This is a genomic window from Streptomyces sp. NPDC029164 (assembly GCF_055563995.1).
The window spans coordinates 93,253-117,543 of the sequence record NZ_JBVHWW010000020.1 but is presented as its reverse complement, the minus strand read 5'-3'; the positions used below and the strand labels follow the sequence as shown (position 1 = coordinate 117,543).

Sequence of the window (24,291 nt, the reverse complement as noted above, 5' to 3'; positions counted from 1 at the left end):
GCTCCATCGGTGCCACCCCCCACCGGGTTGAACCACCCCCTCACCTGCTTGCCCGACCGGCGCGCGCGCCGGCAGGGGCGGTCGCACACCGTGCAGAAAGGGTTGTCCTGCTGCGCCGTCACGGCCGTGCTCCGGCCCGCGCACCCGACACCGCCGCAGCAAGATCACCCGTACGGCCCGCCCCCACACCAGGGAGCGCACGGCCGGTGCACCGCCCGTGCCCCCGCCTCACCCCGAGCCTCGTTGACCTGCGCCGCAGCACGTGATGGCCTCGCCCCATGCGCAACCGTCTGAGCCGAGCCCTGCCCGTGGCCGTCGCCGTCCTGGCCGCCGTCACCGTCGCCCTGCCCGCGTCCGCAGCCACCGCCGCCGAGCCCGTACCCGTATCCCACGCAGCTCCCGCCGACCACGCCACGTACATCGTCACCGTGCACCCGGGCCTCGACCCGGCCGCCGTCGCGGACGCCTACGGGATCACCCCGATCCACGTCTACCGCAGGGCGCTCAACGGCTTCGCCGCCCGCCTCTCCCCCGAGCAGGTCGAGGACCTGCGGGCGGCCGCGATCGTGGAGTCGGTCGAGAAGGACGGCGGCGCGACCGCGACCTCGTCCGGCCCCGGCATCTGACCTCGGCGGGCTCCCCCGGCAACCCCCGTCTTTACGCGCCGCTTAAAGTAAGGCGGATCAACTCATCGGTTGATCGGGGGCCGGGGGGATCGGGGAGGCCGATGAACAGCGCGACCGAGGTGTTCGAGCCGCTGCACGCGGAGGATCCGCAGACCGTGGCCGGGTACCGCCTCGCGGCCCGGCTCGGCGCGGGCGGCATGGGCCGGGTCTACCTTTCGCACACCCCGGGCGGCCGCCCGGTGGCGATCAAGGTGGTCCGCCCGGAGCTGGCCGAAGACCCGGCGTTCCGGCGGCGGTTCCGCCGGGAGGTGGTGGCGGCCCGACGCGTCCGGGGGGCCTACACCGCGGAGGTGATCGACGCCGACGCCGACGCGGTACCGCCGTGGCTGGCGACCCTCTACGTACCCGGCCCCTCGCTGTCTGAGGCCGTCGCCCAGCGCGGACCGCTGCCCGTGCCCGCGGTGCTGTGGCTGATGGCGGGCGTGGCCGAGGCCCTGCAGGCCATCCACGCCGAGGGCATCGTGCACCGGGACCTCAAGCCGGCGAACGTACTGCTCGCCTCCGACGGGCCCCGCGTCATCGACTTCGGCATATCGACGGCGTCCGACACCACCGCGCCCACGGCCACGGGCAGCACCATCGGCACCCCCCAGTACATGGCCCCCGAACAGGCGCTGGCGGGCGAGACCACCGCCGCCACCGACGTCTTCGCGCTGGGGCAGACGGCGGCGTTCGCGGCGCTGGGCGAGCCCCTGTACGGCACCGGTCCCTCCATGACCGTGCTGTTCCGGATCGTGCACTCCAGCCCCGACCTTTCGCGGCTGCCGGAAGAGCTGCAGCCGCTGCTCGCGCGGTGCCTGGCCGCGGAGCCGCAGGACCGGGCCACCCCGACGGAGATCGTGGAGTGGTGCCGCAAGCAGCTGGGCGAGGACGCCGACGACACGAGCGGCGGCGGCCCGGCGATCTGGCGGGACGTGCTGGGCCCGGAGGTGGTGGTCCCGGATCCGACCCCGACCCCGGCCCCGACCCCGGCCGCGGGCCCGGCCCCGTACCCCACCTCGGCGCACGTGACGCCGATCGCCTGGGGGCCGAAGCCGGTCACCCCGGAGGAACGGCGCAAGCGCGGCCGCCGCGCGGCGGTGATCATCACCACGCTCACGGTGATCGGGACGCTGATGGTCGGCAGCCTGGTCTGGCTCGTGGTCGACGCGGCGCGGAAGGTCCGCCGGGAAGAGGCCGCCGCGGCAGCCGCCGCCGCCAAATCCCCCGGCCCGGCCGCGTCCCGCTCGGGAGCGCCCGGCTCGGCCACCGGCGGCAAGGCGGCCACCCCCTCGCCGAGCCCGTCCCAGCCGCCCAAGGCCATCCCGTACCCCATGATGCGCCTGGACGACGAACAGAGCTCGATCACCCTGGGGGACCGGGGCACGCGCAAGGACCGCAACGGCGACATACGTCTGAGCTGTACCGAGGTCACGTGCAAGCTGGAGAGCGACACCAGCAGGATCATCATGCTGTACGGCGAACCGCACGGCTCCCTCGACGCCTGCCGGAGGATACTGGAGCACACGGATACGCGCAGCTGGACGCTGGCCGGGGCCGCGCAGGGCAGCGAGTTCTGCATCGTGAACAAGGCGGGTGACGTCGCACTGCTCGTGATCCAGATCAAGTCGACCGTGGAAGTGCGGGGGCTGGCCAAGTGGATCACCGCGGACATGACCTTGTGGCGACAGGCGATGCCCGCCTCCTGACCGTTTGGCTCCCGCCTCGGGATGCCGCCGCTTCCCCGGTGCGTCGCCGCCGCCGGGGCTCCGCCCCGCACCCCGCTCCTCAAACGCCGGAGGGGCTGAGTAGTGCGGCGGAAGCTGTGGTGCGGCACGGCTGGATGGTGCGGCTCCAGGATCGGGGCTCCGCCCCGGACCCCGCGCCTCAAACGCCGGCGGGGCTGAATAGGTGCGGCGAGGCGGATTGTGCGTCAGCACCGGATGGTGGGTCAGCGCCGGATAGTGAGGCAGCGCCGGATAGTGAGGCAGGGCTGATGGATGGGGGCAGCCGGGCCGGTTGGGGCGGGGGTGGGTGTGTGTCGGGGTGATCCCCGCAGGGCGCCAAACGCACTTCCGCCCAGCTCTCCGACGCCCCGACACGTTTGGCGCCCGAGGAGACGCCCCGGCGCGCGCCCGCCCCCGTCCCAACCGGCCCCCACCCCACCCCGCCCAAGCGGCGCAGCCAACCCGCACAACCGGCCCCCGTACCCGGCTGGGCCCCGGCACAACCAGCCCTCTACCGCCACCCGGACCGGGAGGTCAGAGGCCCGCGCCGCCCGTCGCGTCGACGACACGGCCCGTTACCCAGCGAGCGTCGTCGGAGGCGAGGAAGCCGACGACGTCCGCGATGTCCTTGGGGCGGCCGACCCGGCCGAGCGCGGCGATCGAGGCGGCGTGCGCCTCGGCCTCGGCGTTGCCGCGCAGCCAGCCCGCGTTGACGTCGGTGTCGACGATGCCGGGGGCGACCGAGTTCACGGTGATCCCGCGCGGGCCGAGCGCCTTCGCCAGGTTCAGGGTCAGGGTGTCGAGCGCGCCCTTGGTCGCCCCGTAGGCGAGGATCTCGGGCATCGCGATGCTCGCGGCGCCGCTGGAGATGTTGATGATCCGACCTCCGTCGCGCAGCCGCCCGAGGGCCTCCTGCACGACGAAGAACGGTGCCCGTACGTTCACGGCGAAGACCCGGTCGAAGTCCTCTTCGGCGACCTGGCCGAGCGGAACAGGCAGTCCTATGCCGGCGTTGTTGACGATGATGTCGACCCCGTCGAGGCCCAGCGTGTCGTACGCCGCCCAGAGCGCGGCGGCGTCGCCGTGCCGCCCGAGCTCCGCGTGGAGCGCGTGGGCCCGGCCGCCGTTCTCGGTGATCCGCTCGACGGTCGCGCGGGCGGCCGCCTCGTCGTTCGCGTACGTCAGCACGACGGTGGCCCCGTCGGCGGCGAGCCGCTCGGCGATGGCCCGGCCGATGCCCCTGCTGCCGCCCGTGACCAGCGCGTTCTTGTTCCGCATCCGCATGGGTCCCCCCGATTCAGTAACGATCACTACAGAAAGACCGTAACACGATTTCCGTAACGGCAGCTATGTAAATCGAACTAGCCCCGGGCCGCCTCGATGAAGGCGCGGATCAACTCCGGCGACTTCACCCCGCGTTCGCGCTCCACGCCGCTGGACACGTCCACGCCCCAGGCGCCGGTCACCCGGGCCGCCTCCCCCACGTTGCCCGGGTTCAGCCCGCCGGCCAGCAGCCAGTGCCCCTCGGGCGCGGTGAAGTCCGCCGAGCCCCAGTTCCACGGCTTGCCGGAGCCGGGGTCGGGGGCGTCGAGCAGGAGCAGGTCCTCGCCGTACTCGCCGCAGCGCTTCACGTGCTCGGCGGTGGCCCGCAGCAGCGTCCGGCCCTCGGCGCGCAGCGCCGCGAAGTCCTCCGGGCCCTCCTCGCCGTGCAGCTGCACCCCCCGTACGCCGCTCTCCTCGGCGAAGCGGCGCACCTCCGCGGCCGCCTGCCCGCGGAACACGCCGACGGTGAGCACGCCGTCCGGCACCCGCGCGGCGAGCTCCCGCACGGTGGCGGCGTCGACCGTACGCGGGCTGCCGGGCGCGAACACGAACCCCACGGCATCGGCCCCGGCCGCCACGGCGGCGTCGACGTCCCGCGCGGTCTTCAGACCGCAGATCTTGACGAAGAGATCAGCCATGCGCCCAGCCTATGCCGACCGGGGCGACGGCCTCAGCGGCCCACCTGCACGGGGCCCAGCACCGACCCGCCGATCGCGGCCGCGAGACGGGCCGCGCCCACCTCGTCGGCGTACCGGAAGTGCACGTGGACGGTGTGCCGGCCGTCGGGATGCTCGCCGTTGATGTCGAGTTCCACCCGCTGGTTCGTCGAGTCCTGCGACCAGGAGGGGATCTCGGGGTGCCATTCTCCGCGCCAGCGCATCCTGGCCGCCCCGTCGCCCAGCGCGCGCAGGAAGGCCTGTTCGACGGGACCCGGAGCCACGTCCGCGTCCACCGTCAGCGGCAGTTCGGCCGCCAGCTCCCGGTCGTCGCGGGGCAGTTCGGCGCCCGTGAACCAGACGTCCCGGTCCCAGTCGTACGACGGCTCGAACAGGCCCGTCGGAAGGAGCGCCGCCAGCCCCCGGGCCTCCTCGACGGTGAGCGCCTGCGCCACGAGCCACAGCTCCGCGTCGAGCGGCTTCATCCGCGTACACAGCACACGGGCCCGCCGATAGGCCTCGGCGAGGTCGTCGGTCCGGAACACGGGGTAGGCACGCGAACTTCCCATCGCTTCAGCAGCCCCGCTCCGTGGGCGAGGCGTACGAGCCCGGCTCGGGCTCGTCGGGCCGGCAGCCCTCCCAGCTGATGGACGCGGGTCCCGTACCCACGGCGCGTACGAAGTCCTCCTCGGCCACCGCGGCCGGCAGTTCCGTGGAGGTGAAGTCGAGCGGGACCTCGACGGCGAGCTCCGCGTCGGTGGCCGTCCGCACGTCCCGCTCGAAGGAGAGGGACTCGCCGGTCTCCGGGTGGATGCACATCTCCGTGTACGCGTAGACGGCGTCCGGCAGCAGCGCCACCATCCGCCGCCGCCGCAGGTCGGCGACCGTGCTCAGCTCGGCCCCCACCCGCACCTCCTCGTACCGGCGGGCCGGCACCCCGCACAGCAGCCGCGCCTTGGCATGCGCCTCGCCGGGGTCGGTGGTGCGGTGGACCGGATACGCGACGGAATTCCCCATGGCCGTACGGTCACACGCCCCCACCCACCCCGGCCAGCGGTTTTACCCCCGCTCGGCGGAGAACACCGCGCGGGCCGGGCACGCCTCTCCCCTCGCCGCTAGCCTGGAACGAGGCTCACGCCCAGTGCACGGCACGCCACGCGGAGGACAACGGTGACGATCATGATCGAACGGGCCACACCGATAGAACAGGCGGCTCCGCCGGCCTTCGAGACGCTCCTGCGCACGGTCGCGGAGATGAACACGCCAGACGGCTTCAAGGCCGAGCTCATCCGGGGGAAGATCATCGTGTCGCCGTTTTCAAAGCTGCGCTACTCCCGTCGCATGCGTCTCCTGCGCGAGCAGCTCCAGGCACACGTCCCCAAGGGGCACTTCGCGGATACCTCACCCTTCCTCTTCCGATTCCCGGCGGCGGAGCGCGGCTACGCACCGGACCTGTACGTCGCGGAGGAGGAAGCCTTCGACGAGGAGGGACTGCATGCGGACGGGGCGGCCCTGTCGCTCGTCGGCGAGTTCACGTCCGTCTCCACCAGGGATGCCGACTGGAACGAGAAGCTCGACGTGTACGGGCGCCTGGTCCCCGTCTACCTCGTCGTCGACATGCAGGACTCGGAGATCACCTGCTTCTGGGACCCCTCCCCGCACGGATACCGCTCCCGTACGACGGTGTCCTTCGGCGAGGCCCTGCAGATCCCGGAGCCCTTCGGCTTCGCGCTCGACACCGCGGGCTTCTAGAAGGCCGGGACAACGCCCGAGGGCGGCACCCCCCGTGGGGGGGTGCCGCCCTCGTTCGAGAACAGCCGATCAACCTTCGGGCCGGAGCCAGGGGTCGATCAGAAGTCCATGTCACCGCCCGGCATGCCGCCCGGGGCGCCGGCGCCGGCCTTCTCGGGCTTGTCGGCGATGACGGCCTCGGTCGTCAGGAACAGCGCGGCGATGGACGCGGCGTTCTGCAGGGCAGAGCGCGTGACCTTCGCCGGGTCGATGATGCCCTCGGCGATCATGTCGACGTACTCGCCGGTCGCGGCGTTCAGGCCGTGACCGATCGGAAGGTTGCGCACCTTCTCGACGACGACGCCACCCTCGAGACCACCGTTGACGGCGATCTGCTTCAGCGGGGCCTCCAGGGCGAGCTTCACGGCGTTGGCGCCGGTCGCCTCGTCCCCCTCGAGCTCCAGCTTCTCGAAGACCGCGGAGGCCTGGAGCAGGGCCACGCCACCACCGGCGACGATGCCCTCCTCGACGGCCGCCTTCGCGTTGCGAACGGCGTCCTCGATGCGGTGCTTGCGCTCCTTGAGCTCGACCTCGGTCGCGGCACCGGCCTTGATGACGGCCACGCCGCCGGCCAGCTTCGCGAGGCGCTCCTGGAGCTTCTCGCGGTCGTAGTCCGAGTCGGAGTTCTCGATCTCGGCGCGGATCTGGTTCACGCGACCGGCGACCTGGTCGCTGTCACCGGCACCGTCGACGATGGTGGTCTCGTCCTTGGTGATGACGACCTTGCGGGCGCGGCCGAGCAGGTCGAGACCGGCGTTCTCCAGCTTGAGGCCGACCTCCTCGGAGATGACCGTGCCGCCCGTGAGGATGGCGATGTCACCGAGCATGGCCTTGCGGCGGTCGCCGAAGCCCGGGGCCTTGACGGCGACCGACTTGAAGGTGCCGCGGATCTTGTTGACGACGAGGGTGGAGAGCGCCTCGCCCTCGACGTCCTCGGCGATGATCAGCAGCGGCTTGCCCGACTGCATGACCTTCTCCAGGAGCGGCAGCAGGTCCTTGACCGAGCCGATCTTGGAGTTGACGATCAGGATGTACGGGTCGTCGAGGGACGACTCCATGCGCTCCATGTCGGTGGCGAAGTACGCCGAGATGTAGCCCTTGTCGAAGCGCATGCCCTCGGTGAGCTCAAGCTCCAGACCGAAGGTCTGCGACTCCTCGACGGTGATGACGCCTTCCTTGCCGACCTTGTCCATGGCCTCGGCGATGAGCTCGCCGATCTGGGTGTCGGCGGCGGAGATGGAGGCCGTCGAAGCGATCTGCTCCTTGGTCTCGACATCCTTCGCCTGGGCGAGCAGGGCGGCGGAGACGGCCTCGACGGCCTTCTCGATACCACGCTTGAGGGCCATCGGGTTGGCGCCGGCGGCGACGTTGCGCAGGCCCTCGCGGACGAGCGCCTGGGCCAGCACGGTGGCGGTGGTCGTACCGTCGCCCGCGACGTCGTCCGTCTTCTTGGCGACTTCCTTGACCAGCTCGGCGCCGATCTTCTCGTACGGGTCCTCGAGCTCGATCTCCTTGGCGATGGAGACACCATCGTTGGTGATCGTGGGGGCGCCCCACTTCTTCTCAAGGACGACGTTGCGACCCTTGGGGCCAAGGGTGACCTTGACGGCGTCGGCGAGCTGGTTCATCCCACGCTCGAGGCCGCGACGGGCCTCCTCGTCGAACGCAATGATCTTGGCCATCTGAAGTGGTCCTCCCGGACAGCGGTGGATTGCTCCCAGGACCGCGCCCGCGCCCGCGACGGACGGCCTGCGTGCCCGGCGGTTCCTTCCCACCGGACCCTGCGGGCCTCACCGACCCGGTCCTCGTTCAGTAGCACTCTCACCGGGAGAGTGCTAATGCCAATGATTAGCACTCGACCCCCGAGAGTGCAAGCGGCTTCGAAGAAGCCCCGCTGAGGGGTGGCGGTCGGGCGACGGGCGGGCGCGAGCGGCTCGGGCCAACCCCCGCCCAGTACCGGACGTGGAGCGGGCGCACGTACGAGGGGCCCGCATCCCGTGTCCGGATGTGGGCCCCTCGTAAGGTCGTGCAGGTCGTGCAGGTCTTCGTTGAACACTGTGCGTCGGTGGTCGATCGCTCCAGGACTAGCCGAGCGCGAGCTTGACCATGTCCGCCTGCGGACCCTTCTGGCCCTGCGAGATCTCGAACTCGACCCGCTGACCCTCTTCAAGGGTGCGGTACCCGTCCATCTGGATGGCGCTGTAGTGGACGAACACATCCGCACCACCGTCGACCGCGATGAAGCCGTAGCCCTTCTCCGCGTTGAACCACTTGACGGTGCCCTGAGCCATGCCTAACTCCCCTATTACTGGCCCTTGCGCGGGAACGCACTTCGCGTTCCCGGGTCAGAACTTGCGTCGGAACGCGTCGACCGAGGCTGAATGTATCTGCGCGAGTGCTGTCTGCAACAGGTCAATCCGACGAGAATTCTGGACACGGGGAAACATTGAAATAGAGTGAAAATTTGCCATACTCCAGGGCAACTCGGGCCTGACATATCTCGCCAAAGCCCCATACCGCGCTTGCACATTGACCCGATGTCGACCCTCACGCGACCCGTTCATATGCAGCGGGCAAGTCCGGCGGAGGGGACTTCCCCAACTCTACCCCGCCCAATCAAGCAGAATTGCCCCCTCCGCTTTTAGCGGAGGGGGCAATTTCGGTTTGCGCGTGTCACCTGTCAGGCGACAAAGGGGCCGAGAGGATCAGCATCCGCCCGCGACGGCCGGAATGATCGAGACGCCGGCGCCGTCCGGCGTCTTCGCCTCCAGCCCGCCCTCGAAGCGCACGTCGTCGTCGTTGACGTAGACGTTCACGAAACGGCGCAGCTTGCCCTGGTCGTCCAGGACGCGCGCGGCGATGCCCGGGTGGCTCGCCTCCAGGGACTGGATGACCTCGGCGAGGGTCGCGCCCTCTGCGGGCACCTCGGCCTGACCGCCGGTGTAGGTGCGCAGGATGGTGGGGATGCGGACGTTGACGCTCATGGCGCTACTGCCTTTCCGGTAGAGCAGGAGGAGATGGTCAGGCCAGGCCGGCGGCGCGGAACGCGTCCAGGCTCGGGCGGATGGTGGCGGTCTGCCCGCTCTCCGCGGCCACCGCTTCCAGGGTCTTCAGGCCGTCGCCGGTGTTGAGGACGACGGTGGTCAGCGTCGGGTCGAGCTGCCCGTTCTCGATGAGCTTCTTCGTCACGCCGACGGTCACGCCGCCCGCGGTCTCGGCGAAGATGCCCTCGGTCTGCGCGAGGATCTTGATGGCCTCGACGACCTGCTCGTCGTTCACGTCCTCGACGTAACCGCCGGTGCGCCGCGCGATGTCCAGGACGTACGGGCCGTCCGCCGGGTTGCCGATCGCGAGGGACTTGGCGATGGTGTTCGGCTTCTGCGGGCGGACCACGTCGTGACCGGCCTTGAAGGCGGTCGACACCGGGGAGCAGCCCTCGGCCTGGGCGCCGAAGATCTTGTACGGCTTGTCCTCGACGAGGCCGAGCTTGATCAGCTCCTGCAACCCCTTGTCGATCTTCGTCAGCTGCGAGCCGGACGCGATCGGGATCACGAGCTGGTCGGGCAGCTGCCAGCCGAGCTGCTCGCAGATCTCGTAGGCGAGGGTCTTGGAGCCCTCTCCGTAGTACGGGCGCAGGTTGACGTTGACGAAGCCCCAGCCCTCGCCCAGCGGGTCGCCGATGAGCTCGGAGCAGAAGCGGTTGACGTCGTCGTAGTTGCCCTCGATGCCGACCAGGTCGCCGCCGTACACACCGGCCATGACGACCTTGCCCTGCTCCAGGTCGTGCGGGATGAACACGCAGGAGCGGAAGCCGGCGCGGGCGGCCGCGGCGCCGACGGCGCCGGCCAGGTTGCCGGTGGAGGAGCAGGAGAGGGTGGTGAAGCCGAAGGCGCGGGCGGCCTCGACGGCGATGGCCACGACGCGGTCCTTGAAGGAGTGCGTCGGGTTGCCGGAGTCGTCCTTGACGTAGAGCTTGCCGGTGACGCCGAGCTCCTTGGCCAGGTTGGCGGCGTCCACGAGCTTCGTGAATCCCGGGTTCAGGCTCGGCTTGGAGGCCACGTCCGCGGGGACGGGCAGCAGCGGCGCGTAACGCCAGATGTTGGTGGGGCCGGCCTCGATCGCGGCGCGCAGGGCCTCGGGGTCGCCGGTCGGGAGGTCGTAGGCGACTTCCAGAGGTCCGAAGCACTCGGCGCACGCGAAGATGGGGCCGAGCTCGAAGCGGGTGCCGCACTCGCGACAGGAAAGACCGTTGGCAGGTCCGAGATCGACAGAGGTGGCGACAGTCTGTGCAGCCATGATGGCGAGGCCCTTTCTCCTCATCTTCCCCATGGCGCACTTCGCCATGAGACGGAATTGGCACCTTCCCTAGCCGGGGACCTCGCTGACGTCGCTGACGTGCGATCGCGAGAACCGACTGGAGGGTTGCCGGGGCTTCAACGGGCCGTGTCCCTCTGCCCCTCTGGATGAGCGGTATGGCACCGGCACACGCGCTCTGTGGCGCGCCGGTGCGTTTGTACGCGGGGACCCCCGGCATGCGGTGGCCCTTCGCGTTGTTCAAGACTGTAACCGAAGGGCCGGGCGGTTGAGACAGCCGTCCGAACCGCGAGATGGATCACATAACGGCCGATAACGCCGACAACCAGGGAGTGCTGAGGGTGCTGGAAGAGGTGGAGCGCTGGCTGGCGGACCGCTCCTGGTCAGCCGCCGACCGACCGCTCGACCAGCTGCTCGACCGGAAGCGGGCGGCCGGGACCACGGTCAGCGTGGTGCTGCCCGCGCTGGACGAGGAGGCGACGGTCGGCGCGATCGTCGAGGTCATCCGGCGCGAGCTGATCGAGGGGCTGCCGTTCCCTCTGGTGGACGAGCTGATCGTCATCGACTCGGGCTCGACCGATCGTACGGCGGAGGTCGCGGCGAAGGCCGGCGCCCGGGTGGTGCACCGCGACGAGATCCTGCCGAGGCTCCCGGCACTGCCCGGCAAGGGCGAGGTGCTGTGGCGCTCGCTGCTGGCCACCAGCGGGGACATCGTCTGCTTCGTCGACGCCGACCTGCGGGACTTCTCCTCCGCCTTCGTCTCGGGGATCGTCGGACCGCTGCTGACCGAACCGGACGTGCAGTTCGTCAAGGCCATGTACGACCGCCCGCTCGGTGACGCCCCCGGGCAGGGCGGCCGGGTCACGGAACTGGTGGCCCGCCCCCTCCTCAACCTGCACTGGCCGCAGCTGGCCGGCTTCGTCCAGCCGCTGGGCGGCGAGTACGCCGTACGCCGCTCCCTGCTGGAACGGCTGCCGTTCCCCGTCGGGTACGGCGTCGAGCTGGGCCTGCTGGTCGACGCGCTGCACACGGTCGGGCTGGACGCGCTCGCCCAGGTGGACGTGGGCGTCCGCGTCCACCGCCACCAGGACGGGCAGGCGCTGGGCCGGATGGCCGCCGCGATCTACCGCACCGCCCTGCTGCGCCTGTCGCGCGGGCACCTGCTCCGGCCGGAGCTGACGCAGTTCGAGCGGGGGCCGGAAGGGTTCGTGCCGCGGACGTACGCGGTGGACACCGAGGAGCGGCCGCCGATGCTCGGCATCAAGGAGTACGCGCTGCGCCGCGTGGCGTGACGTCGGCCTGGAAAGTTTGAGCGAGCGCGGGCCGGGCTAGGTTCGCCGCATGGCTTCTCAGGTACTCGTAGCCGCCAACCGCGGCCCCCTCTCGTACGCGATCGACGCCGAAGGCGGCCTCAGCGCCCGGCGCGGCGGGGGCGGACTCGTCTCCGGGCTCTCCGCCGCCCTCGCGGAGCAGCCGGGAGCGCTGTGGATCTGCGCGGCCCTCTCGGAGGCGGACCGGGAGGCGGTCCGCCGGGGGGTGGCCGAGCCGGGCGTCCGGATGCTGGACATCGATCCCACGGTGTACGACGCGGCCTACAACGGCATCGCCAACTCTGTGCTGTGGTTCACGCACCACCACCTGTACGACGTCCCGCGCGAGCCGGTCTTCGACGCGGAGTTCCGGCGGCGGTGGGATGCGTACGTCGCGTACAACGAGGCCTTCGCGCGCGCCCTCGCCCAGGAGGCGGCGGAAGGGGCCCGCGTCCTGGTGCAGGACTACCACCTGGCGCTGGTCCCCGGGCAGTTGCGGCAGCTGCGGCCGGACCTGCGGATCGGGCACTTCACGCACACCCCGTGGGCCTCACGGGAGTTCATGGACATGATCCCGGACGACATCCGGAGCCAGCTGGTGTGGGGGATGCTCGGCGCGGACCGGCTGGGCTTCCACACGGCGAGGTGGGCGGGCAACTTCGCCAGTGGCGCGAGCAGGGACGACCTGGACGGCATCGCGGAAGCGTACTTCCCGGCCGGGACCCCGGAGCGCGGGGTGTGGCACCGCCGGGCGGCCCCGGACGGGCGCGGCTACGCGAAGCGGCAGTTCACCGAGGTGACCGCGTACCCCCTCGGGGTGGACGCGGACGAACTGCGGGCGCTGGCGCACCGGCCGGAGGTGGACGAGAAGCTGGCGCAGCTGCGGGCGGAGGTCGGCGACCGCAAGACGATCGCCCGGGTGGACCGGACCGAGCTGTCGAAGAACATCCTGCGGGGGCTGCTGGCGTACCGGGAGCTGCTGACGGTCCACCCCGAGTGGCGGGGCCGGGTCGTCCACCTGGCCTCGGCGTACCCGTCACGGCAGGACCTGGCGGTGTACCGGGCGTACACGGAGTCGGTGCGGGAGCTGGCGGCGGAGATCAACGAGGAGTTCGGAACGGCGGACTGGCAGCCGGTGCTGGTGTCGGTGCAGGACGACTTCGCGCGGTCGCTGGCGGTGTACCGGATGGCGGACGTGGCACTGGTGAACCCGGTGCGGGACGGGATGAACCTCGTGGCGAAGGAGATCCCCGTGGTGTCGGAGGCGGGGTGCGCGCTGGTGCTGTCCACCGGGGCGGGGGCGTACGAGGAGCTCCGGGCGGACGCGCTGACGGTGAACCCGTACGACGTCTCGGCGACGGCGGAGGCGTTGCACGCGGCGCTGGCCATGCCGGACGCCGAGCGTGCGGAGCGCACGCAGCGCTTGGCCGCCGCCGCCACGGCCCTCCCCCCGGCCGCCTGGTTCACGGCCCAACTGTCAGACCTGCTGCCGTGACGTTCAGCCCCGCCGGCGTTTGAGGCGCGGGGGTCCGGCGGCTGGCCCCCGGCGGTTCGGCGCCCGCGCCGCTGCTGTGGCTCCGCCCCAGACCCTCCCCCGGACTCCGTCCGGGGTGCGGGGCGGAGCCCCGGTCTTTTCAGGCTCGCGCGGCCTCGGCCAGGGTGGTCAGGAAGGCTACGACCTCGCCCGGTCCGGCCAGGACCACGTCGGCCCGTGCGGCGAGCTCGGGGACCTCGGCCGAGCCGCTGCACACCAGCAGGCCCGGGAGGCCGTCGGCGCGGCGTTTTTCGACGGCCGAGTACGCCGCCAGGTCACCCAGGTCGTCGCCCGCGTACAGGACCGCCTCCGCGTCCCGCTCCGCGAGGAACTCCGTCAGGGCGACGCCCTTGTCCATGCCCGGGGGGCGGAGCTCCAGGACCGCGCGGCCCGGCTCCACCATCAGCCCGTGCCGCGCGGCCAGCTCGGCCAGGGGTTCGCGCAGGGCCGCGAAGGCCGCCGCCGGATCCGCGGCCCGCCGGGTGTGCACGGCCAGCGCCCGGCCCTTCTCCTCGATCCAGGTGCCCTGCCAGGCCCCGATCGAGTCCAGGAACCCCGGGAGCTCGGCCCGTACCGCCGCCACCCCGGGGTGCTCGGCCGGGGCGTGCACGATCCCGGTGACCGCGTCCCAGCGCTCCGCGCCGTAGTGGCCGAGGACGACGAGGTGTTCCAGTCCGGGGACCCCCGCGAAGCCCCCGTAGCGGACGGCGACGCCCGCCGGCCGGCCGGTGATCACGGCCACCGAGGCGACCTCGGGGGCGAGCGCGGAGAGGGCCGGGACGGCTCCGGGGTGGGCTCTGGCCTGGTCCGGGTCCGGGACGATGTCGGCGAGGGTGCCGTCGAAGTCGAGGGCGACCACGGACCGGCGGGGTGCGCGCAGCAGGGCTTCGAGTCCCTCGCGTCCCGCTGCGGTGACGGGCATCGGCAGGTCGTGCGGATGGCTCCCCATACGCACGACCCTAACGGCCCAGCGCGGCGACGGCTACGGCACGGGCGCGGCCCATCGCCCGGCCTGTCGCGGGGGCCATCGCCGGGCCTGGCGCGGGGCCATCGCCCGGGCTGTCGCGGGGGCCTTCTCCAGGCCTGCGCGGGGCCATCGCCCGGCCTGTCGCGCGGCCCATCGCCCGGCCTGGCGGCGGCCTAGCGCCGGGCCCGCTGGGCCTCGCGGATCCGGCGGAGCCGGTTGACCGTGCCCGGCGCGTGGGCCAGGGCCCGCGGGTCGTCCATCAGCGCGTTGAGCAGCTGGTAGTAGCGGACGGGGGTAATCCCCAGCCCTTCCCGTATGGCCCGTTCCTTGGCTCCGGGCCCGGGCCAGGTGCGTCCCTCGTACGCGAGCACCGCGGCCTCCGTGGCCGTCAGCTGCCCCTCGTCCGTCATACCGCCAGATTAACGCCGCCGTCTGACACCCGGCCCGTCGCCACCGCTCAGCGCGGGTCCGACGCCCGCGCCGCCGTGGCGATCTCCTCCAGCACCTTCGCCGGCTGCCCGCCGGGCTGGACGGTCTTGCCGATGTTCTGCTTGATGTCCTCGCTGACGCCCGCCCAGGACTTCTTGCCGACCGGGTACAACCGCGAGCCGGGCAGCGCCGTCAGGAAGGGCCTCAGCTGCGGCGCCGAGCCACCCGTGGCGCCCTGCTTGGCCTGGTAGCCGCTGGTGGTGGCCGGGAGCAGGTCGTACATGTCCGTGAAGGTCGTCACGTTCTTCGGCTCGTACAGGTAGTCCAGGAACTTCCCGGACTGCGCGCGGTGGCCGTTCTTGAAGGCCATGACCCAGTCCGCGACGCCCATGGCCGGCTCCGGGGACCCGGTGGCCGTCGGCAGCGGGACCATGCCGAACTTCACGCCCTTGGCCTCGGCCTGCTTCATCAGCGACGGGTGTCCGTTGAGCATGCCGACCTCGCCCTTGGTGAAGGCGTCGAAGGCGGCCTGCCGGTCCAGCTTCCCCGGCTCGACGGGGCCGGTCAGCCCCTGGCCGACCATCTTGTCCCGCAGGAACTCCAGCGCCTTGACGTTCTCGGCGGAGTCGATCGAGTAGGACTCCTCGTTGTCGGTGTAGCCGCCGCCGCCCGAGAGCATCCACATCATCGTCTCGGCCTGCGCCTCCTCGCGGCCCAGCGGCAGCGCGAAGGGGGTGGGCACGCCCGCGCCCTTGAGCTTCTTGGCCGCCGCCTCCAGGTCCGCCCAGCTCTTCGGCTGCCAGCCGCCCTTGGCGTCCTTGCCGATCACGCCCGCGTCGGCCAGCAGCTTCTCGTTGTAGAAGAGCAGCCGGGTGCTGGAGACGAAGGGCAGGCCGTACTGGACCTGCTTGACCTTGCCCGCGTCCGCGAGGGAGCCGAGGAAGTCGGCCTCGGTCTTCACCGAGAGCAGTTCCGCCGCCGAGTAGAGCTTTCCGGCGGCCGCGTAGTCGGCATAGGCGCCGATCTGGGCGATGTCGGGGGCCTTGCCGGCCTTGACCATGTCGGCGACCTTGGCGTCGACCTCGGACCACGAGTAGACGGAGACCTCGACCTTGACGCCGGGGTTGGTCTTCTCGAAGCCGTCGGCGAGGCCCTTCCAGTACCCGGCCGAGGAGTTCTGCGGATTGTCCCCGTAGTCGGCCGCCACGACCCGCAGGGTCACCTCGTTGTCTCCGGTGAGCCCGTCGACGGCTCCGCAGCCCGTCAGCGTCACGGCAGTCAGGCACAGCACGGCGCCCGACGCGGCCAGGCTCAGGTAACGGCCCTTCACAGTTCTCGATCCACCCCTTGTTGTACGTACGATCCACGTAAGGTCTACACCACTTTGGCGGCTCGTCCACATCGGGATCCCGGCCGGGGTCCGGATTTTGTATGGCCACTCAACAATCCCTCCCAATGGACTAGACCTTTCCACGCCGAGCACGCGAGACTGTCTCTGTGAAACCCGTGAAACACGTCATCGCCCTCGATGTGGGCGGCACCGGGATGAAGGCCGCCCTCGTCGCCGCCGACGGCACCCTGCTCCACGAAGCGCGCCGCGCCACCGGCCGCGAGCGGGGCCCCGACGCCGTCGTCGAGACGATCCAGGACTTCGCCGCCGAGCTGCTCGACACCGGCCGTGAACGCTTCGGACGGACCGCCTCCGCCGCCGGGGTCGCCGTCCCCGGCATCGTCGACGCCGACCACGGGATCGCCGTCTACGCGGCGAACCTGGGCTGGCGCGACGTACCGATGCGCGCCCTGCTCAGCGCCGGACTCGGCGGCATCCCGGTGGCCCTCGGCCACGACGTGCGCACGGGCGGACTCGCCGAGGGCCGCATCGGCGCCGGCCGCGGCGCCGACCGCTTCCTCTTCGTCCCCCTCGGCACCGGCATCGCCGGAGCCATCGGCATCGCCGGCCGCATCGAGGCCGGCGCCCACGGCTACGCGGGCGAGATCGGGCACATCGTGGTGCGCCCCGGCGGCCCCGCCTGCGGCTGCGGCCAGCACGGCTGTCTGGAGACCCTCGCCTCGGCCTCGGCCGTCAGCCGCGCCTGGGCGGCCGCCTCCGGCGACCCCGGGGCCGACGCCGCGGACTGCGCCAAAGCCGTCGAAGCCGGCGACGCGCGCGCCCGGGAGGTCTGGCTGGCCGCCGTCGGCGCGCTCGCCGACGGGCTGGTCACCGCGATCACCCTGCTGGACCCGCGCACGCTGATCATCGGTGGCGGGCTCGCCGAGGCGGGGGAAACCTTGTTCACACCACTACGGACGGCCGTGGAGGAGCGCGTGACGTTCCAGCGGCTCCCCCACATCGTCCCGGCGGCCCTCGGGGACACCGCCGGATGCCTGGGCGCAGGGCTGCTCGCCTGGGATCTACTCGCCACGGAGGTACCTGCCTGATGTCCGGAAGCGCGCGCAGCACTGTTCTCTCCGGCGCCAGGGTGGTGCTGCCCACCGGAACCGTGGCCAACGGCCGGGTCATCGTCGACGGCGACCGCATCGCCGGCAGCGCCCACGAGGGCTCGCGGACCGTGGACCTGTCCGGGCACTGGATCGTCCCCGGCTTCGTCGACATGCACAACCACGGCGGCGGCGGCGCCTCCTTCACCTCCGGCACCGCCGAGGACGTCCTGAAGGGCGTCCGCACGCACCGCGAGCACGGCACCACCACCCTGGTCGCCTCCACCGTCACCGGCGACCTGGACGAACTGGCCCGCCGCGCCGGACTGCTCGCCGAGCTCACCCGGCAGGGCGAGATCGCCGGCATCCACTTCGAGGGGCCGTTCATCAACCCCTGCCGCAAGGGCGCGCACAAGGAGGACCTGCTCCGCGACCCCGACCCGGCCGAGATCCGCAAGCTGATCGACGCCGCGCACGGCACGGCCCGCATGTTCACCCTCGCCACCGAACTCCCGGGCGGCCTGGAATCCGTACGGCTGCTCGCCGAGCACGGGGTGATCGCCGCGATCGGGCACACGGACGCCACGTACGAGCAGACGCGCGCCGCCATCGACGCGGGCGCGACCGTGGCCACCCACCTCTTCAACGCGATGCCGCCCCTCGCGCACCGCGAGCCCGGCCCGATCGCCGCGCTGCTGGAGGACGAGCGGATCACCGTCGAGCTCATCAACGACGGCACGCACCTGCACCCGGCGGCCCTGGAACTGGCCTTCCACCACGCGGGCGCGCACCGCGTGGCGCTGATCACCGACGCGATGGACGCCGCCGGCTTCGGCGACGGGACCTACCACCTCGGCCCGCTGGAGGTCGAGGTCAAGGAGGGCGTGGCCCGGCTCGTGGAGGGCGGCTCCATCGCCGGCTCCACCCTGACCCTGGACACCGCCTTCAAGCGCTCGGTGACCCTCGACAAGCTGCCGGTGGAGTCCGTGGTCCAGGCGATCTCCGCCAACCCGGCCAGGCTCCTCGGCCTGTACGACGAGATCGGCTCGCTGGAGCCCGGCAAGTACGCGGACCTCGTCGTCCTGGACGCCGCCTTCGACGTCAAGGGCGTCATGCGGCGCGGCGAATGGGTCGTCAGCCCCCTCGCGGCGGCGGCGATCTGACGGCCAAGCGGCTGTAAGGACCGAGGCGGCCGGCCCGAGGACTGGGCCGACCGCCTCGGGTTTGGCATGATCCCGGCAGCAACAGACCCGGGGGTGCCCATGATCCTGACCGTGACGCTCAACACCGCACTCGACGTCACGTACCGCGTGCCGAGGCTGCTTCCGCACGCCTCGCACCGGGTCGCCGCCGTCACCGAACGCCCCGGCGGCAAGGGCATCAACGTCGCCCGCGTCCTGGCCGCGCTCGGCCACGAGGTGACGGCGACCGGCTTCACCGGCGGCCCCGTCGGCTCCGTCGTCCGCGAACTGCTCGCGCGCACCCCGCAGGTGGTGGACGCCCTCGTGCCCTGCGCGGACGGCAGCCGCCGCACCCTGGCCGTCGTCGACGAGTCCTCCGGCGACACCACCCAGTTCAACGAACCGGGGCCGCTGATCACGTCCGCCGAATGGTCCCGCTTCCTCGCGCAGTACGGGGACCTGGTCCGCGGCGCCCGCGCCGTGGCCCTGTGCGGCAGCCTCCCGCCGGGCGTGCCCGTCGGCGCGTACGCGGTCCTCGTACGGGCGGCCCGCGCGGCCGGGGTCCCCGTCCTCCTCGACACCAGCGGCGAGGCCCTGCGCCGCGGGGTCGCCGCCCGGCCCGAGATCATCAAGCCGAACGCCGCCGAGCTGGCCGAGCTCACCGGATCCCGCGACCCGCTGCCCGCCACCCGCGACGCCCGCCGCCGGGGCGCCCACGCCGTGGTCACCTCGCTGGGCCCGGACGGCCTGCTGGCCACCACCGCCGAAGGCACCTGGCAGGCCACCCCGCCGCGCGCCCTGGCCGGCAACCCGACCGGAGCGGGCGACTCCGCGGTCGCCGGCCTCCTGTCGGCCCTGGTGGAGGGGGCGGACTGGCAGGAGCGGCTCACCCGGGCGGTCGCCCTGTCGGCGGCCACCGTCCTCGCCCCGGTGGCGGGAGAGTTCGACCCCCGCACCTACGAGGAGGTACGGGGGTCGGTGAAGGTCACGACGGCCGGCTGAGGCCCAGGAGGTGTCCTAGAAGTTCTCCAGCCACAGCTGGTCGATGTTGACGTTGCAGCTGTTGCCGGCCTCGCACGACAGCTTGATCGTGTTGGTGCCCTTGTCGAGGTTCACCTGGCCCCAGGTCGTCTGCCAGCCCTTCTCCCAGTCGCCCTTGGGCGACTTGGCGAAGTTGCGCATGCTGATCGGCGACTCGTTCGGCTTGCCGTTGACGGTGAGGGTGCCGTTGGCGTCCTCACCCGGGATGCCGAAGCGCACGTAGAACTTGTACTTCCCCGCCTTGGGGACGTCCAGGGTCCACGTCACGGCCGCGCCGGGCCGGTTGAACCCGCCGACGTACTGGCCGCCCGAGCTCTTCGCTCCCGGAATCGTGGTGTCCAGGGCCGCACCGCCCGTGATGGACATGCCGGCGCCCGCCGCCTCACCCTTGGGCAGCGGGGCCTGGGAGGGCGCGGGAGAGCCGCTCGGGGGCGCCGCCGAGGGGTTCTGCGGGGCCGCCGACTGCTGGCCGCCGTTCGCCTGGTCCTGGTCCTTCTTGTCCTTGCCCTTGTCACCGAAGGCCAGGGCCGCGCCGATGCCGATCACGACCGCGCCGACCACCGCGACGGCGGCGATCAGCAGACCGCGACGGCTGGAACCGCCGCCACTGCCGCCGTGACCGCCGGAGTGCGCGATCGCCTGGGTCTGGTGCTGCGGGGCCTGCGGCTGCTGCGGAACGCCGTAGCCGCCCGCCTGGAGCGCCTCCGGAGCCTGGTACTGGGCCTGGTAGGGCGGCTGCTGCGCGGGAACCTGACCGCGCTGGCCGCCGTTGCGGCGCTCGCCGACCGTCCGCACCTGGTGGTGGGAGGTGCGGGGGACGCCCGGCTGCGTTCCGTGGTGACCGCCGGCCGACGCCCCGGGATAGCCGTATCCACCGCCCGACGTGGGCGGGGTGGCTCCGGCCGCCTGGCCGTCCTCGTAGAGGTAGCCGAACGGATCGTCGTCCTCGGGCTTGTTCGCCCCACCGTGCGGGCCGTTGTTCGCGGGCGTCGTCATCGCAGGTCACTCCTTTCGACCCCCGGGAGCCTACCCCGAACACGTGCACCCAGGGGCGACAGACCGCCTCAGCCGGCCCTGCGGTGCGCCTTGGAACGCGACCGCTTCTCGATGTACATCCGCTGGTCGGCGGAGCGCAGCACCTCGTCCGCGGACATCCCGCAGCTCGCCCAGCCGATGCCGAAACTGGCTCCCACACGGACCGCACGCCCGTCGACCCGGATCGGCGGGATGATCGCGTTGCGCAGCCGGACGGCGAGATCGGCGGCGTCCGCCGCCCCCAGGCCGTCGGCGAGGACGACGAATTCGTCACCACCCAGCCGAGCGACGGTGTCACCGTCCCTGACGCCCGTCGTGAGCCGCCGGGCGACCTCGATCAGGACCGCGTCGCCCGTGTGGTGCCCGAATCTGTCGTTGATCGACTTGAAGCCGTCGAGGTCGCAGAAGAGGACCGCGAGCCCCTTCGTCCCGTCGTCGATGTCGGTCGCGGGCGCCACCGTGTGCACGTGGTGGTCGTACGGACCGTCCGCCGGCGCCGCGGCCGGCGCCCCGGGGAACTCGAAGGGGTCGGACCCGGTGTACCGGTCGGGTCCGTCGGCCTGAAAGCCGTGCTCACCGGCACCACCCGCCTCCGCGCGCACCTCGTGGCCGTCGTGCACCGGGCGCCCGTCGTGTCCGTCACGCCCCTCGAAGGCCGCGTCCAGGGCCTCGATCGCGGTGGCGCGCACGGACTGTGGCCTGCGGCACAGCCGCGCGCCGAGCCGGGAGCGCAGCTCGGCGCTGTTGGGCAGGCCGGTCAGCGAGTCGTGGCTGGCGCGGTGGGCGAGCTGGAGCTCGTGCCGCTTGCGCTCCTCGATGTCCTCGACGTGCGTCAGCAGGAACCGCGGCCCGTCGGCGGCGTCGGCGACGACGGAGTTGCGCAGCGAGACCCATACATACGTGCCGTCGCGCCGGCCCAGGCGCAGCTCGGCGCGCCCGCCCTCGGCGGAGGTCCGCAGGAGGGTGCCGATGTCCTCGGGGTGGACCAGGTCGGAGAAGGAGTAGCGGCGCAGTACGGAGGCCGGCCGGCCGAGCAGCCGGCACAGCGCGTCGTTGGTCCGCAGCAGCCGGCCGTGCTGGTCCCCGCCCATCTCGGCGATGGCCATGCCGCTGGGGGCATACTCGAAGGCCTGCCGGAAGGACTCCTCGCTGGCGCGCAGCGCCTGCTGTTCACGCTCCAGCCGGACCAGGGCCCGCTGCATGTTCGCCCGGAGCCTCGCGTTGCTGATCGCAATCGCGGCCTGAAAGGCGTACATCTGGAGCGCTTCGCGCCCCCAGGCGCCGGGGCGGCGCCCGTTGCGCGGTCTGTCCACCGAAATGACACCCAGAAGTTCCCCGCCGGACGCGTACATGGGGGCGTAGAGCCGGTCCTCGGGGTGCCACTCGTCCTCGAAGCGCGGATCGGGGCCGTCCGTGTGCCACTGGGGGACGTCGTCCTCCATGAGGATCCAGCCCTCGGTGTGCGGGATGAACCGGAGTCCGTCCCAGTTCTCACCCATCGTCAGGCGGCGTTCCCAGGAGGGGCGGGAGCCGACGCGGCCGGTGATGAGCGCCTCGGCGGCGGGGTCTCCGGCGAAGGCGGCGACGACCAGATCGCCGTCAGGGCGTACGAGGTTGACACAGGCGAGTTCGTAACCGAGGCCCACGACGATGCCGTCCACGACGGTCTGCAGAGTGTCCGCCAGGCTCCTGGCCGTATTGAGATCGGCCACCACCCGGTGCAGCTGCCGCAGGGTCGCAAGACGGACGTACGGCTCCGACTCGGTCTCCATTGCTCGCTCTCCCCGAGACCTCGACAGCAACTCCAGGTTTGTCATCGGCGTTTCGTTGCGGTGTCCCGTCCACTGAATCACAGTGAGCTGTGCGGCAGGTACACAGGGTCAACAAATCTTGCTCTCTGTGACTCAAGTCACATGAGATGAATAACGGTGCGTGGAGAGGCTCGTGCCGACTGGGAGCGCTCCCCCACATTCCCGAGAGCAAACGATACGCCGGGGCCTAGGCCAAGGGGCGGGGGCGCGACTCGGACCAGGGCCCGATGTGTGGCGCGGAGGGCGAGATTAGCGTTTCAGCGTGCTGAAGACGACCCCCGCGCCCCGCCCGTCCCACGGAAACCCGCATGCTGAGGGAGTGAGCAATGACGAGTTCCGAGCCGCGATGTCCCGGCTGGCGGCGGGCGTGTGCCTGATCACCGCGCACGAGACCCCCCTGACGGCGGACGGCCCGCGCGGCGAGGACGCCGGCATGACGGCGACCGCCTTCATGTCGGTGTCCCTGGACCCGCCGCTGGTCCTGGTGAGCCTGCGCGAGGGCTCCCGGATGGACGACCTGCTCGCGGAACAGCCCCTCTGGGCCGTCTCGGTCCTCGCCGACCACCAGCTCCAGGTCGCGGGCCGCTTCGCGATGAAGGGCCGCATCAGCGACCGTCTGCTCTTCGCGGACCTGCCGTACGTACGCGGCGAGGCCTCCGGCGCCCCGCTGCTGACCGGCGCCCTGGCCACCCTGGAGTGCCGCACCGAGAACCGCGTCGAGGCGGGTGACCACACCCTGGTCATCGGCCGCGTCCTGACGGCGGCCCTCCCGTCCCCGGACCAGCAGCCCCTGACGTACTTCCGCGGCCGCTACCGGCACCTGAACGGCCAATAGCCCGGCCGCACCATCCGCTCTTCAGGCTGAGCCGCAGGCGGGCCGGACCGCCGGCTACCAGTCCCGCCCGGTCCGCCCCCGCTTGGTCTCGGCCCGCGCCTTCTTCTCCCGCAGCCGGCGCTCGTTGATCCCCCGCGGGATCTTCGTCGCCCGCCGCTGCCTCGGCGGCGGAGCCGTCGCCTCCGCCAGCAGCGAAGCCATCCGCACCAGCGCCATCTCCCGGTTGCGGAACTGCGAGCGGTGCTCGGAGGCCCGTACGGTCACCACCCCGCCCACCAGGCGGGACGCCAGCCGTTCCAGCGCCCGCTCCTTCCACACGTCCGGCAGCGCCTTCGTCGCCGCCAGGTCGAACATCAGCTCCACCCGCGAGTCGGAGGTGTTCACGTGCTGCCCGCCGGGCCCGGAGGAGCGCGAGAAGCGCCAGGCGAGCTCGCCCTCGGGGAGCACGACCGAACCGCGGATGACATAAGGACCAGGCATGCCCCCTATGATCCGTGCCCGCCCCCGCCTGCGTCACTCAGATTTCACGGCGGGAACCCGAGAGGCCTCTCGTCGCGTTATAGGGAGCAGCGGTAGTTTGACCGCCTGTACGTGCATGTTGGATGAGGAAAGGGACATTCCCATGGCTGTCAGCCTGTCCAAGGGCGGCAACGTCTCGCTCACGAAGGAGGCCCCCGGCCTCGCTGCCGTCACGGTCGGCCTCGGCTGGGACGTCCGTACGACGACCGGTGTCGACTTCGACCTCGACGCCTCGGCCATCGCGGTCAACCCGACCGGCAAGGTCGTCTCCGACGGCCATTTCGTCTTCTTCAACAACAAGTCCACCCCGGACCAGACCATCGTCCACACCGGTGACAACCGCACCGGCGAGGGCGCGGGCGACGACGAGGCCATCAACGTCAACCTCGCCGGCCTGCCGGCCGACGTGGACAAGATCGTCTTCCCGGTCTCCATCTACGACGCCGAGGCCCGCAGCCAGAACTTCGGCCAGGTCCGCAACGCGTACATCCGCGTCGTGAACCAGGCCGGCGGCGCCGAGATCGCCCGCTACGACCTCTCCGAGGACGCGGCGACCGAGACCGCCATGGTCTTCGGCGAGCTCTACCGCAGCGGCGCCGAGTGGAAGTTCCGCGCGGTCGGCCAGGGCTACGCCTCCGGCCTCACCGGCATCGCGCAGGACTTCGGCGTCAACGTCTAAGTACGGCTCCAGCGCTGGTGAAGCCCCCTCCCGGC

Annotated in this window: 24 protein-coding genes and 1 riboswitch; of the genes, 10 read left to right on the top strand and 14 right to left on the bottom strand. The window is 71.7% G+C overall.

Annotated features, from left to right (window positions below):
* Positions 1-278: 278 nt before the first annotated feature.
* Positions 279-626, top strand: coding sequence for a protease inhibitor I9 family protein (locus tag ACZ4VT_RS20675; RefSeq protein WP_467951509.1), 348 nt, complete (start codon positions 279-281; stop codon positions 624-626).
* A 101-nt stretch (positions 627-727) separates the two neighbouring features.
* On the top strand, positions 728-2,374 hold the full coding sequence (locus tag ACZ4VT_RS20670) for a serine/threonine-protein kinase (RefSeq protein WP_467951508.1): 1,647 nt from the start codon (positions 728-730) through the stop codon (positions 2,372-2,374).
* Positions 2,375-2,926: 552 nt separating this feature from the next.
* Here ACZ4VT_RS20670 and ACZ4VT_RS20665 read toward each other — a convergent pair.
* The 4 genes from ACZ4VT_RS20665 to ACZ4VT_RS20650 all read right to left on the bottom strand — a co-directional run bounded on the left by ACZ4VT_RS20665 (position 2,927) and on the right by ACZ4VT_RS20650 (position 5,388).
* Entirely contained in the window at positions 2,927-3,676 is a 750-nt protein-coding gene (locus tag ACZ4VT_RS20665) for an SDR family oxidoreductase (RefSeq protein WP_467951506.1), read from the bottom strand.
* A 77-nt stretch (positions 3,677-3,753) separates the two neighbouring features.
* On the bottom strand, positions 3,754-4,353 hold the full coding sequence (locus tag ACZ4VT_RS20660) for a phosphoribosylanthranilate isomerase (RefSeq protein ID WP_467951504.1): 600 nt from the start codon (positions 4,351-4,353) through the stop codon (positions 3,754-3,756).
* Positions 4,354-4,385: 32 nt separating this feature from the next.
* Positions 4,386-4,940 (bottom strand): hypothetical protein, encoded by a 555-nt coding sequence (locus ACZ4VT_RS20655; protein WP_467951502.1) that lies wholly within the window; start codon positions 4,938-4,940, stop codon positions 4,386-4,388.
* A gap of 4 nt (positions 4,941-4,944) precedes the next feature.
* Complete coding sequence (locus ACZ4VT_RS20650) at positions 4,945-5,388, bottom strand: hypothetical protein (protein WP_467951501.1); 444 nt, start codon at positions 5,386-5,388, stop codon at positions 4,945-4,947.
* Between the two features lie 162 nt (positions 5,389-5,550).
* Here ACZ4VT_RS20650 and ACZ4VT_RS20645 point away from each other — a divergent pair, with 162 nt between their 5' ends.
* Positions 5,551-6,123, top strand: a complete 573-nt coding sequence (locus tag ACZ4VT_RS20645; protein WP_467951586.1) for a Uma2 family endonuclease — start codon at positions 5,551-5,553, stop codon at positions 6,121-6,123.
* 98 nt (positions 6,124-6,221) lie between these two features.
* On the opposite strand, the gene groL is transcribed toward ACZ4VT_RS20645, so the two are convergent.
* The 4 genes from groL to thrC form a co-directional block, all read right to left on the bottom strand.
* Entirely contained in the window at positions 6,222-7,844 is a 1,623-nt protein-coding gene (groL, locus tag ACZ4VT_RS20640) for a chaperonin GroEL (protein WP_319724454.1), read from the bottom strand.
* 402 nt (positions 7,845-8,246) lie between these two features.
* A complete protein-coding gene (locus tag ACZ4VT_RS20635; protein WP_030009783.1) occupies positions 8,247-8,453 on the bottom strand; it encodes a cold-shock protein in 207 nt (68 codons plus the stop codon).
* 414 nt (positions 8,454-8,867) lie between these two features.
* Complete coding sequence (locus ACZ4VT_RS20630) at positions 8,868-9,146, bottom strand: MoaD/ThiS family protein (RefSeq protein ID WP_030718872.1); 279 nt, start codon at positions 9,144-9,146, stop codon at positions 8,868-8,870.
* A 37-nt stretch (positions 9,147-9,183) separates the two neighbouring features.
* Positions 9,184-10,458 carry a threonine synthase gene (gene thrC / locus ACZ4VT_RS20625; RefSeq protein WP_467951499.1) on the bottom strand — a complete coding sequence of 425 codons (1,275 nt, stop codon included), beginning with the start codon at positions 10,456-10,458 and terminating at the stop codon, positions 9,184-9,186.
* A 17-nt stretch (positions 10,459-10,475) separates the two neighbouring features.
* Positions 10,476-10,632, bottom strand: a riboswitch (SAM riboswitch).
* Positions 10,633-10,817: 185 nt separating this feature from the next.
* On the opposite strand from thrC, the gene ACZ4VT_RS20620 reads away from it, so the two are divergent.
* The gene (locus ACZ4VT_RS20620) at positions 10,818-11,768 is read left to right on the top strand and encodes a glucosyl-3-phosphoglycerate synthase (RefSeq protein WP_467951584.1); all 951 of its coding nucleotides are present in this window, start codon (positions 10,818-10,820) and stop codon (positions 11,766-11,768) included.
* A 49-nt stretch (positions 11,769-11,817) separates the two neighbouring features.
* On the top strand, positions 11,818-13,281 hold the full coding sequence (locus ACZ4VT_RS20615; protein WP_467951497.1) for an alpha,alpha-trehalose-phosphate synthase (UDP-forming): 1,464 nt from the start codon (positions 11,818-11,820) through the stop codon (positions 13,279-13,281).
* A gap of 139 nt (positions 13,282-13,420) precedes the next feature.
* On the opposite strand, the gene otsB is transcribed toward ACZ4VT_RS20615, so the two are convergent.
* The 3 genes from otsB to ACZ4VT_RS20600 form a co-directional block, all read right to left on the bottom strand.
* Complete coding sequence (gene otsB, locus ACZ4VT_RS20610; protein ID WP_467951496.1) at positions 13,421-14,269, bottom strand: trehalose-phosphatase; 849 nt, start codon at positions 14,267-14,269, stop codon at positions 13,421-13,423.
* A 191-nt stretch (positions 14,270-14,460) separates the two neighbouring features.
* Entirely contained in the window at positions 14,461-14,697 is a 237-nt protein-coding gene (locus ACZ4VT_RS20605; RefSeq protein ID WP_467951494.1) for a DUF3263 domain-containing protein, read from the bottom strand.
* 47 nt (positions 14,698-14,744) lie between these two features.
* Positions 14,745-16,046 (bottom strand): ABC transporter substrate-binding protein, encoded by a 1,302-nt coding sequence (locus ACZ4VT_RS20600; protein WP_467951493.1) that lies wholly within the window; start codon positions 16,044-16,046, stop codon positions 14,745-14,747.
* A gap of 176 nt (positions 16,047-16,222) precedes the next feature.
* Here ACZ4VT_RS20600 and ACZ4VT_RS20595 point away from each other — a divergent pair, with 176 nt between their 5' ends.
* The 3 genes from ACZ4VT_RS20595 to ACZ4VT_RS20585 all read left to right on the top strand — a co-directional run bounded on the left by ACZ4VT_RS20595 (position 16,223) and on the right by ACZ4VT_RS20585 (position 19,338).
* Positions 16,223-17,155: an ROK family protein gene (locus ACZ4VT_RS20595; RefSeq protein ID WP_467951582.1), complete on the top strand. Its 933-nt coding sequence runs from the start codon at positions 16,223-16,225 to the stop codon at positions 17,153-17,155.
* Positions 17,155-18,318: an N-acetylglucosamine-6-phosphate deacetylase gene (gene nagA / locus ACZ4VT_RS20590; protein ID WP_467951492.1), complete on the top strand. Its 1,164-nt coding sequence runs from the start codon at positions 17,155-17,157 to the stop codon at positions 18,316-18,318. The genes ACZ4VT_RS20595 and nagA overlap by 1 nt, the downstream gene beginning before the upstream one ends.
* Positions 18,319-18,417: 99 nt before the next feature.
* Positions 18,418-19,338 (top strand): 1-phosphofructokinase family hexose kinase, encoded by a 921-nt coding sequence (locus ACZ4VT_RS20585; protein WP_467951491.1) that lies wholly within the window; start codon positions 18,418-18,420, stop codon positions 19,336-19,338.
* 15 nt (positions 19,339-19,353) lie between these two features.
* Here ACZ4VT_RS20585 and ACZ4VT_RS20580 read toward each other — a convergent pair whose 3' ends face one another.
* Both ACZ4VT_RS20580 and cdgB read right to left on the bottom strand, forming a co-directional pair.
* Positions 19,354-20,373, bottom strand: coding sequence for a CBM35 domain-containing protein (locus ACZ4VT_RS20580; RefSeq protein WP_467951489.1), 1,020 nt, complete (start codon positions 20,371-20,373; stop codon positions 19,354-19,356).
* Positions 20,374-20,441: 68 nt separating this feature from the next.
* Positions 20,442-22,184, bottom strand: coding sequence for a diguanylate cyclase CdgB (cdgB, locus tag ACZ4VT_RS20575; RefSeq protein WP_467951488.1), 1,743 nt, complete (start codon positions 22,182-22,184; stop codon positions 20,442-20,444).
* 301 nt (positions 22,185-22,485) lie between these two features.
* Between cdgB and ACZ4VT_RS20570 the strand changes: the two genes are divergently transcribed.
* Entirely contained in the window at positions 22,486-23,058 is a 573-nt protein-coding gene (locus ACZ4VT_RS20570) for a flavin reductase family protein (RefSeq protein ID WP_467951486.1), read from the top strand.
* Positions 23,059-23,112: 54 nt separating this feature from the next.
* Here the strand turns inward: ACZ4VT_RS20570 and arfB are convergent, their stop codons facing one another.
* The gene (gene arfB, locus ACZ4VT_RS20565) at positions 23,113-23,538 is read right to left on the bottom strand and encodes an alternative ribosome rescue aminoacyl-tRNA hydrolase ArfB (protein WP_030718838.1); all 426 of its coding nucleotides are present in this window, start codon (positions 23,536-23,538) and stop codon (positions 23,113-23,115) included.
* Positions 23,539-23,680: 142 nt separating this feature from the next.
* Here arfB and ACZ4VT_RS20560 point away from each other — a divergent pair, with 142 nt between their 5' ends.
* A complete protein-coding gene (locus ACZ4VT_RS20560) occupies positions 23,681-24,256 on the top strand; it encodes a TerD family protein (protein WP_030387311.1) in 576 nt (191 codons plus the stop codon).
* Positions 24,257-24,291: the final 35 nt, after the last annotated feature.

Coding starts and splice junctions, on each gene's coding strand:
- ACZ4VT_RS20675 (WP_467951509.1), top strand. CDS start 279: ATGCGCAACCGTCTGAGCCGAGCCCTGCCCGTGGCCGTCGCCGTCCTG.
- ACZ4VT_RS20670 (WP_467951508.1), top strand. CDS start 728: ATGAACAGCGCGACCGAGGTGTTCGAGCCGCTGCACGCGGAGGATCCG.
- ACZ4VT_RS20665 (WP_467951506.1), bottom strand. CDS start 3,676: ATGCGGATGCGGAACAAGAACGCGCTGGTCACGGGCGGCAGCAGGGGC.
- ACZ4VT_RS20660 (WP_467951504.1), bottom strand. CDS start 4,353: ATGGCTGATCTCTTCGTCAAGATCTGCGGTCTGAAGACCGCGCGGGAC.
- ACZ4VT_RS20655 (WP_467951502.1), bottom strand. CDS start 4,940: ATGGGAAGTTCGCGTGCCTACCCCGTGTTCCGGACCGACGACCTCGCC.
- ACZ4VT_RS20650 (WP_467951501.1), bottom strand. CDS start 5,388: ATGGGGAATTCCGTCGCGTATCCGGTCCACCGCACCACCGACCCCGGC.
- ACZ4VT_RS20645 (WP_467951586.1), top strand. CDS start 5,551: ATGATCGAACGGGCCACACCGATAGAACAGGCGGCTCCGCCGGCCTTC.
- groL (WP_319724454.1), bottom strand. CDS start 7,844: ATGGCCAAGATCATTGCGTTCGACGAGGAGGCCCGTCGCGGCCTCGAG.
- ACZ4VT_RS20635 (WP_030009783.1), bottom strand. CDS start 8,453: ATGGCTCAGGGCACCGTCAAGTGGTTCAACGCGGAGAAGGGCTACGGC.
- ACZ4VT_RS20630 (WP_030718872.1), bottom strand. CDS start 9,146: ATGAGCGTCAACGTCCGCATCCCCACCATCCTGCGCACCTACACCGGC.
- thrC (WP_467951499.1), bottom strand. CDS start 10,458: ATGGCTGCACAGACTGTCGCCACCTCTGTCGATCTCGGACCTGCCAAC.
- ACZ4VT_RS20615 (WP_467951497.1), top strand. CDS start 11,818: ATGGCTTCTCAGGTACTCGTAGCCGCCAACCGCGGCCCCCTCTCGTAC.
- otsB (WP_467951496.1), bottom strand. CDS start 14,269: ATGGGGAGCCATCCGCACGACCTGCCGATGCCCGTCACCGCAGCGGGA.
- ACZ4VT_RS20605 (WP_467951494.1), bottom strand. CDS start 14,697: ATGACGGACGAGGGGCAGCTGACGGCCACGGAGGCCGCGGTGCTCGCG.
- nagA (WP_467951492.1), top strand. CDS start 17,155: ATGTCCGGAAGCGCGCGCAGCACTGTTCTCTCCGGCGCCAGGGTGGTG.
- ACZ4VT_RS20585 (WP_467951491.1), top strand. CDS start 18,418: ATGATCCTGACCGTGACGCTCAACACCGCACTCGACGTCACGTACCGC.
- ACZ4VT_RS20580 (WP_467951489.1), bottom strand. CDS start 20,373: ATGACGACGCCCGCGAACAACGGCCCGCACGGTGGGGCGAACAAGCCC.
- cdgB (WP_467951488.1), bottom strand. CDS start 22,184: ATGGAGACCGAGTCGGAGCCGTACGTCCGTCTTGCGACCCTGCGGCAG.
- arfB (WP_030718838.1), bottom strand. CDS start 23,538: ATGCCTGGTCCTTATGTCATCCGCGGTTCGGTCGTGCTCCCCGAGGGC.
- ACZ4VT_RS20560 (WP_030387311.1), top strand. CDS start 23,681: ATGGCTGTCAGCCTGTCCAAGGGCGGCAACGTCTCGCTCACGAAGGAG.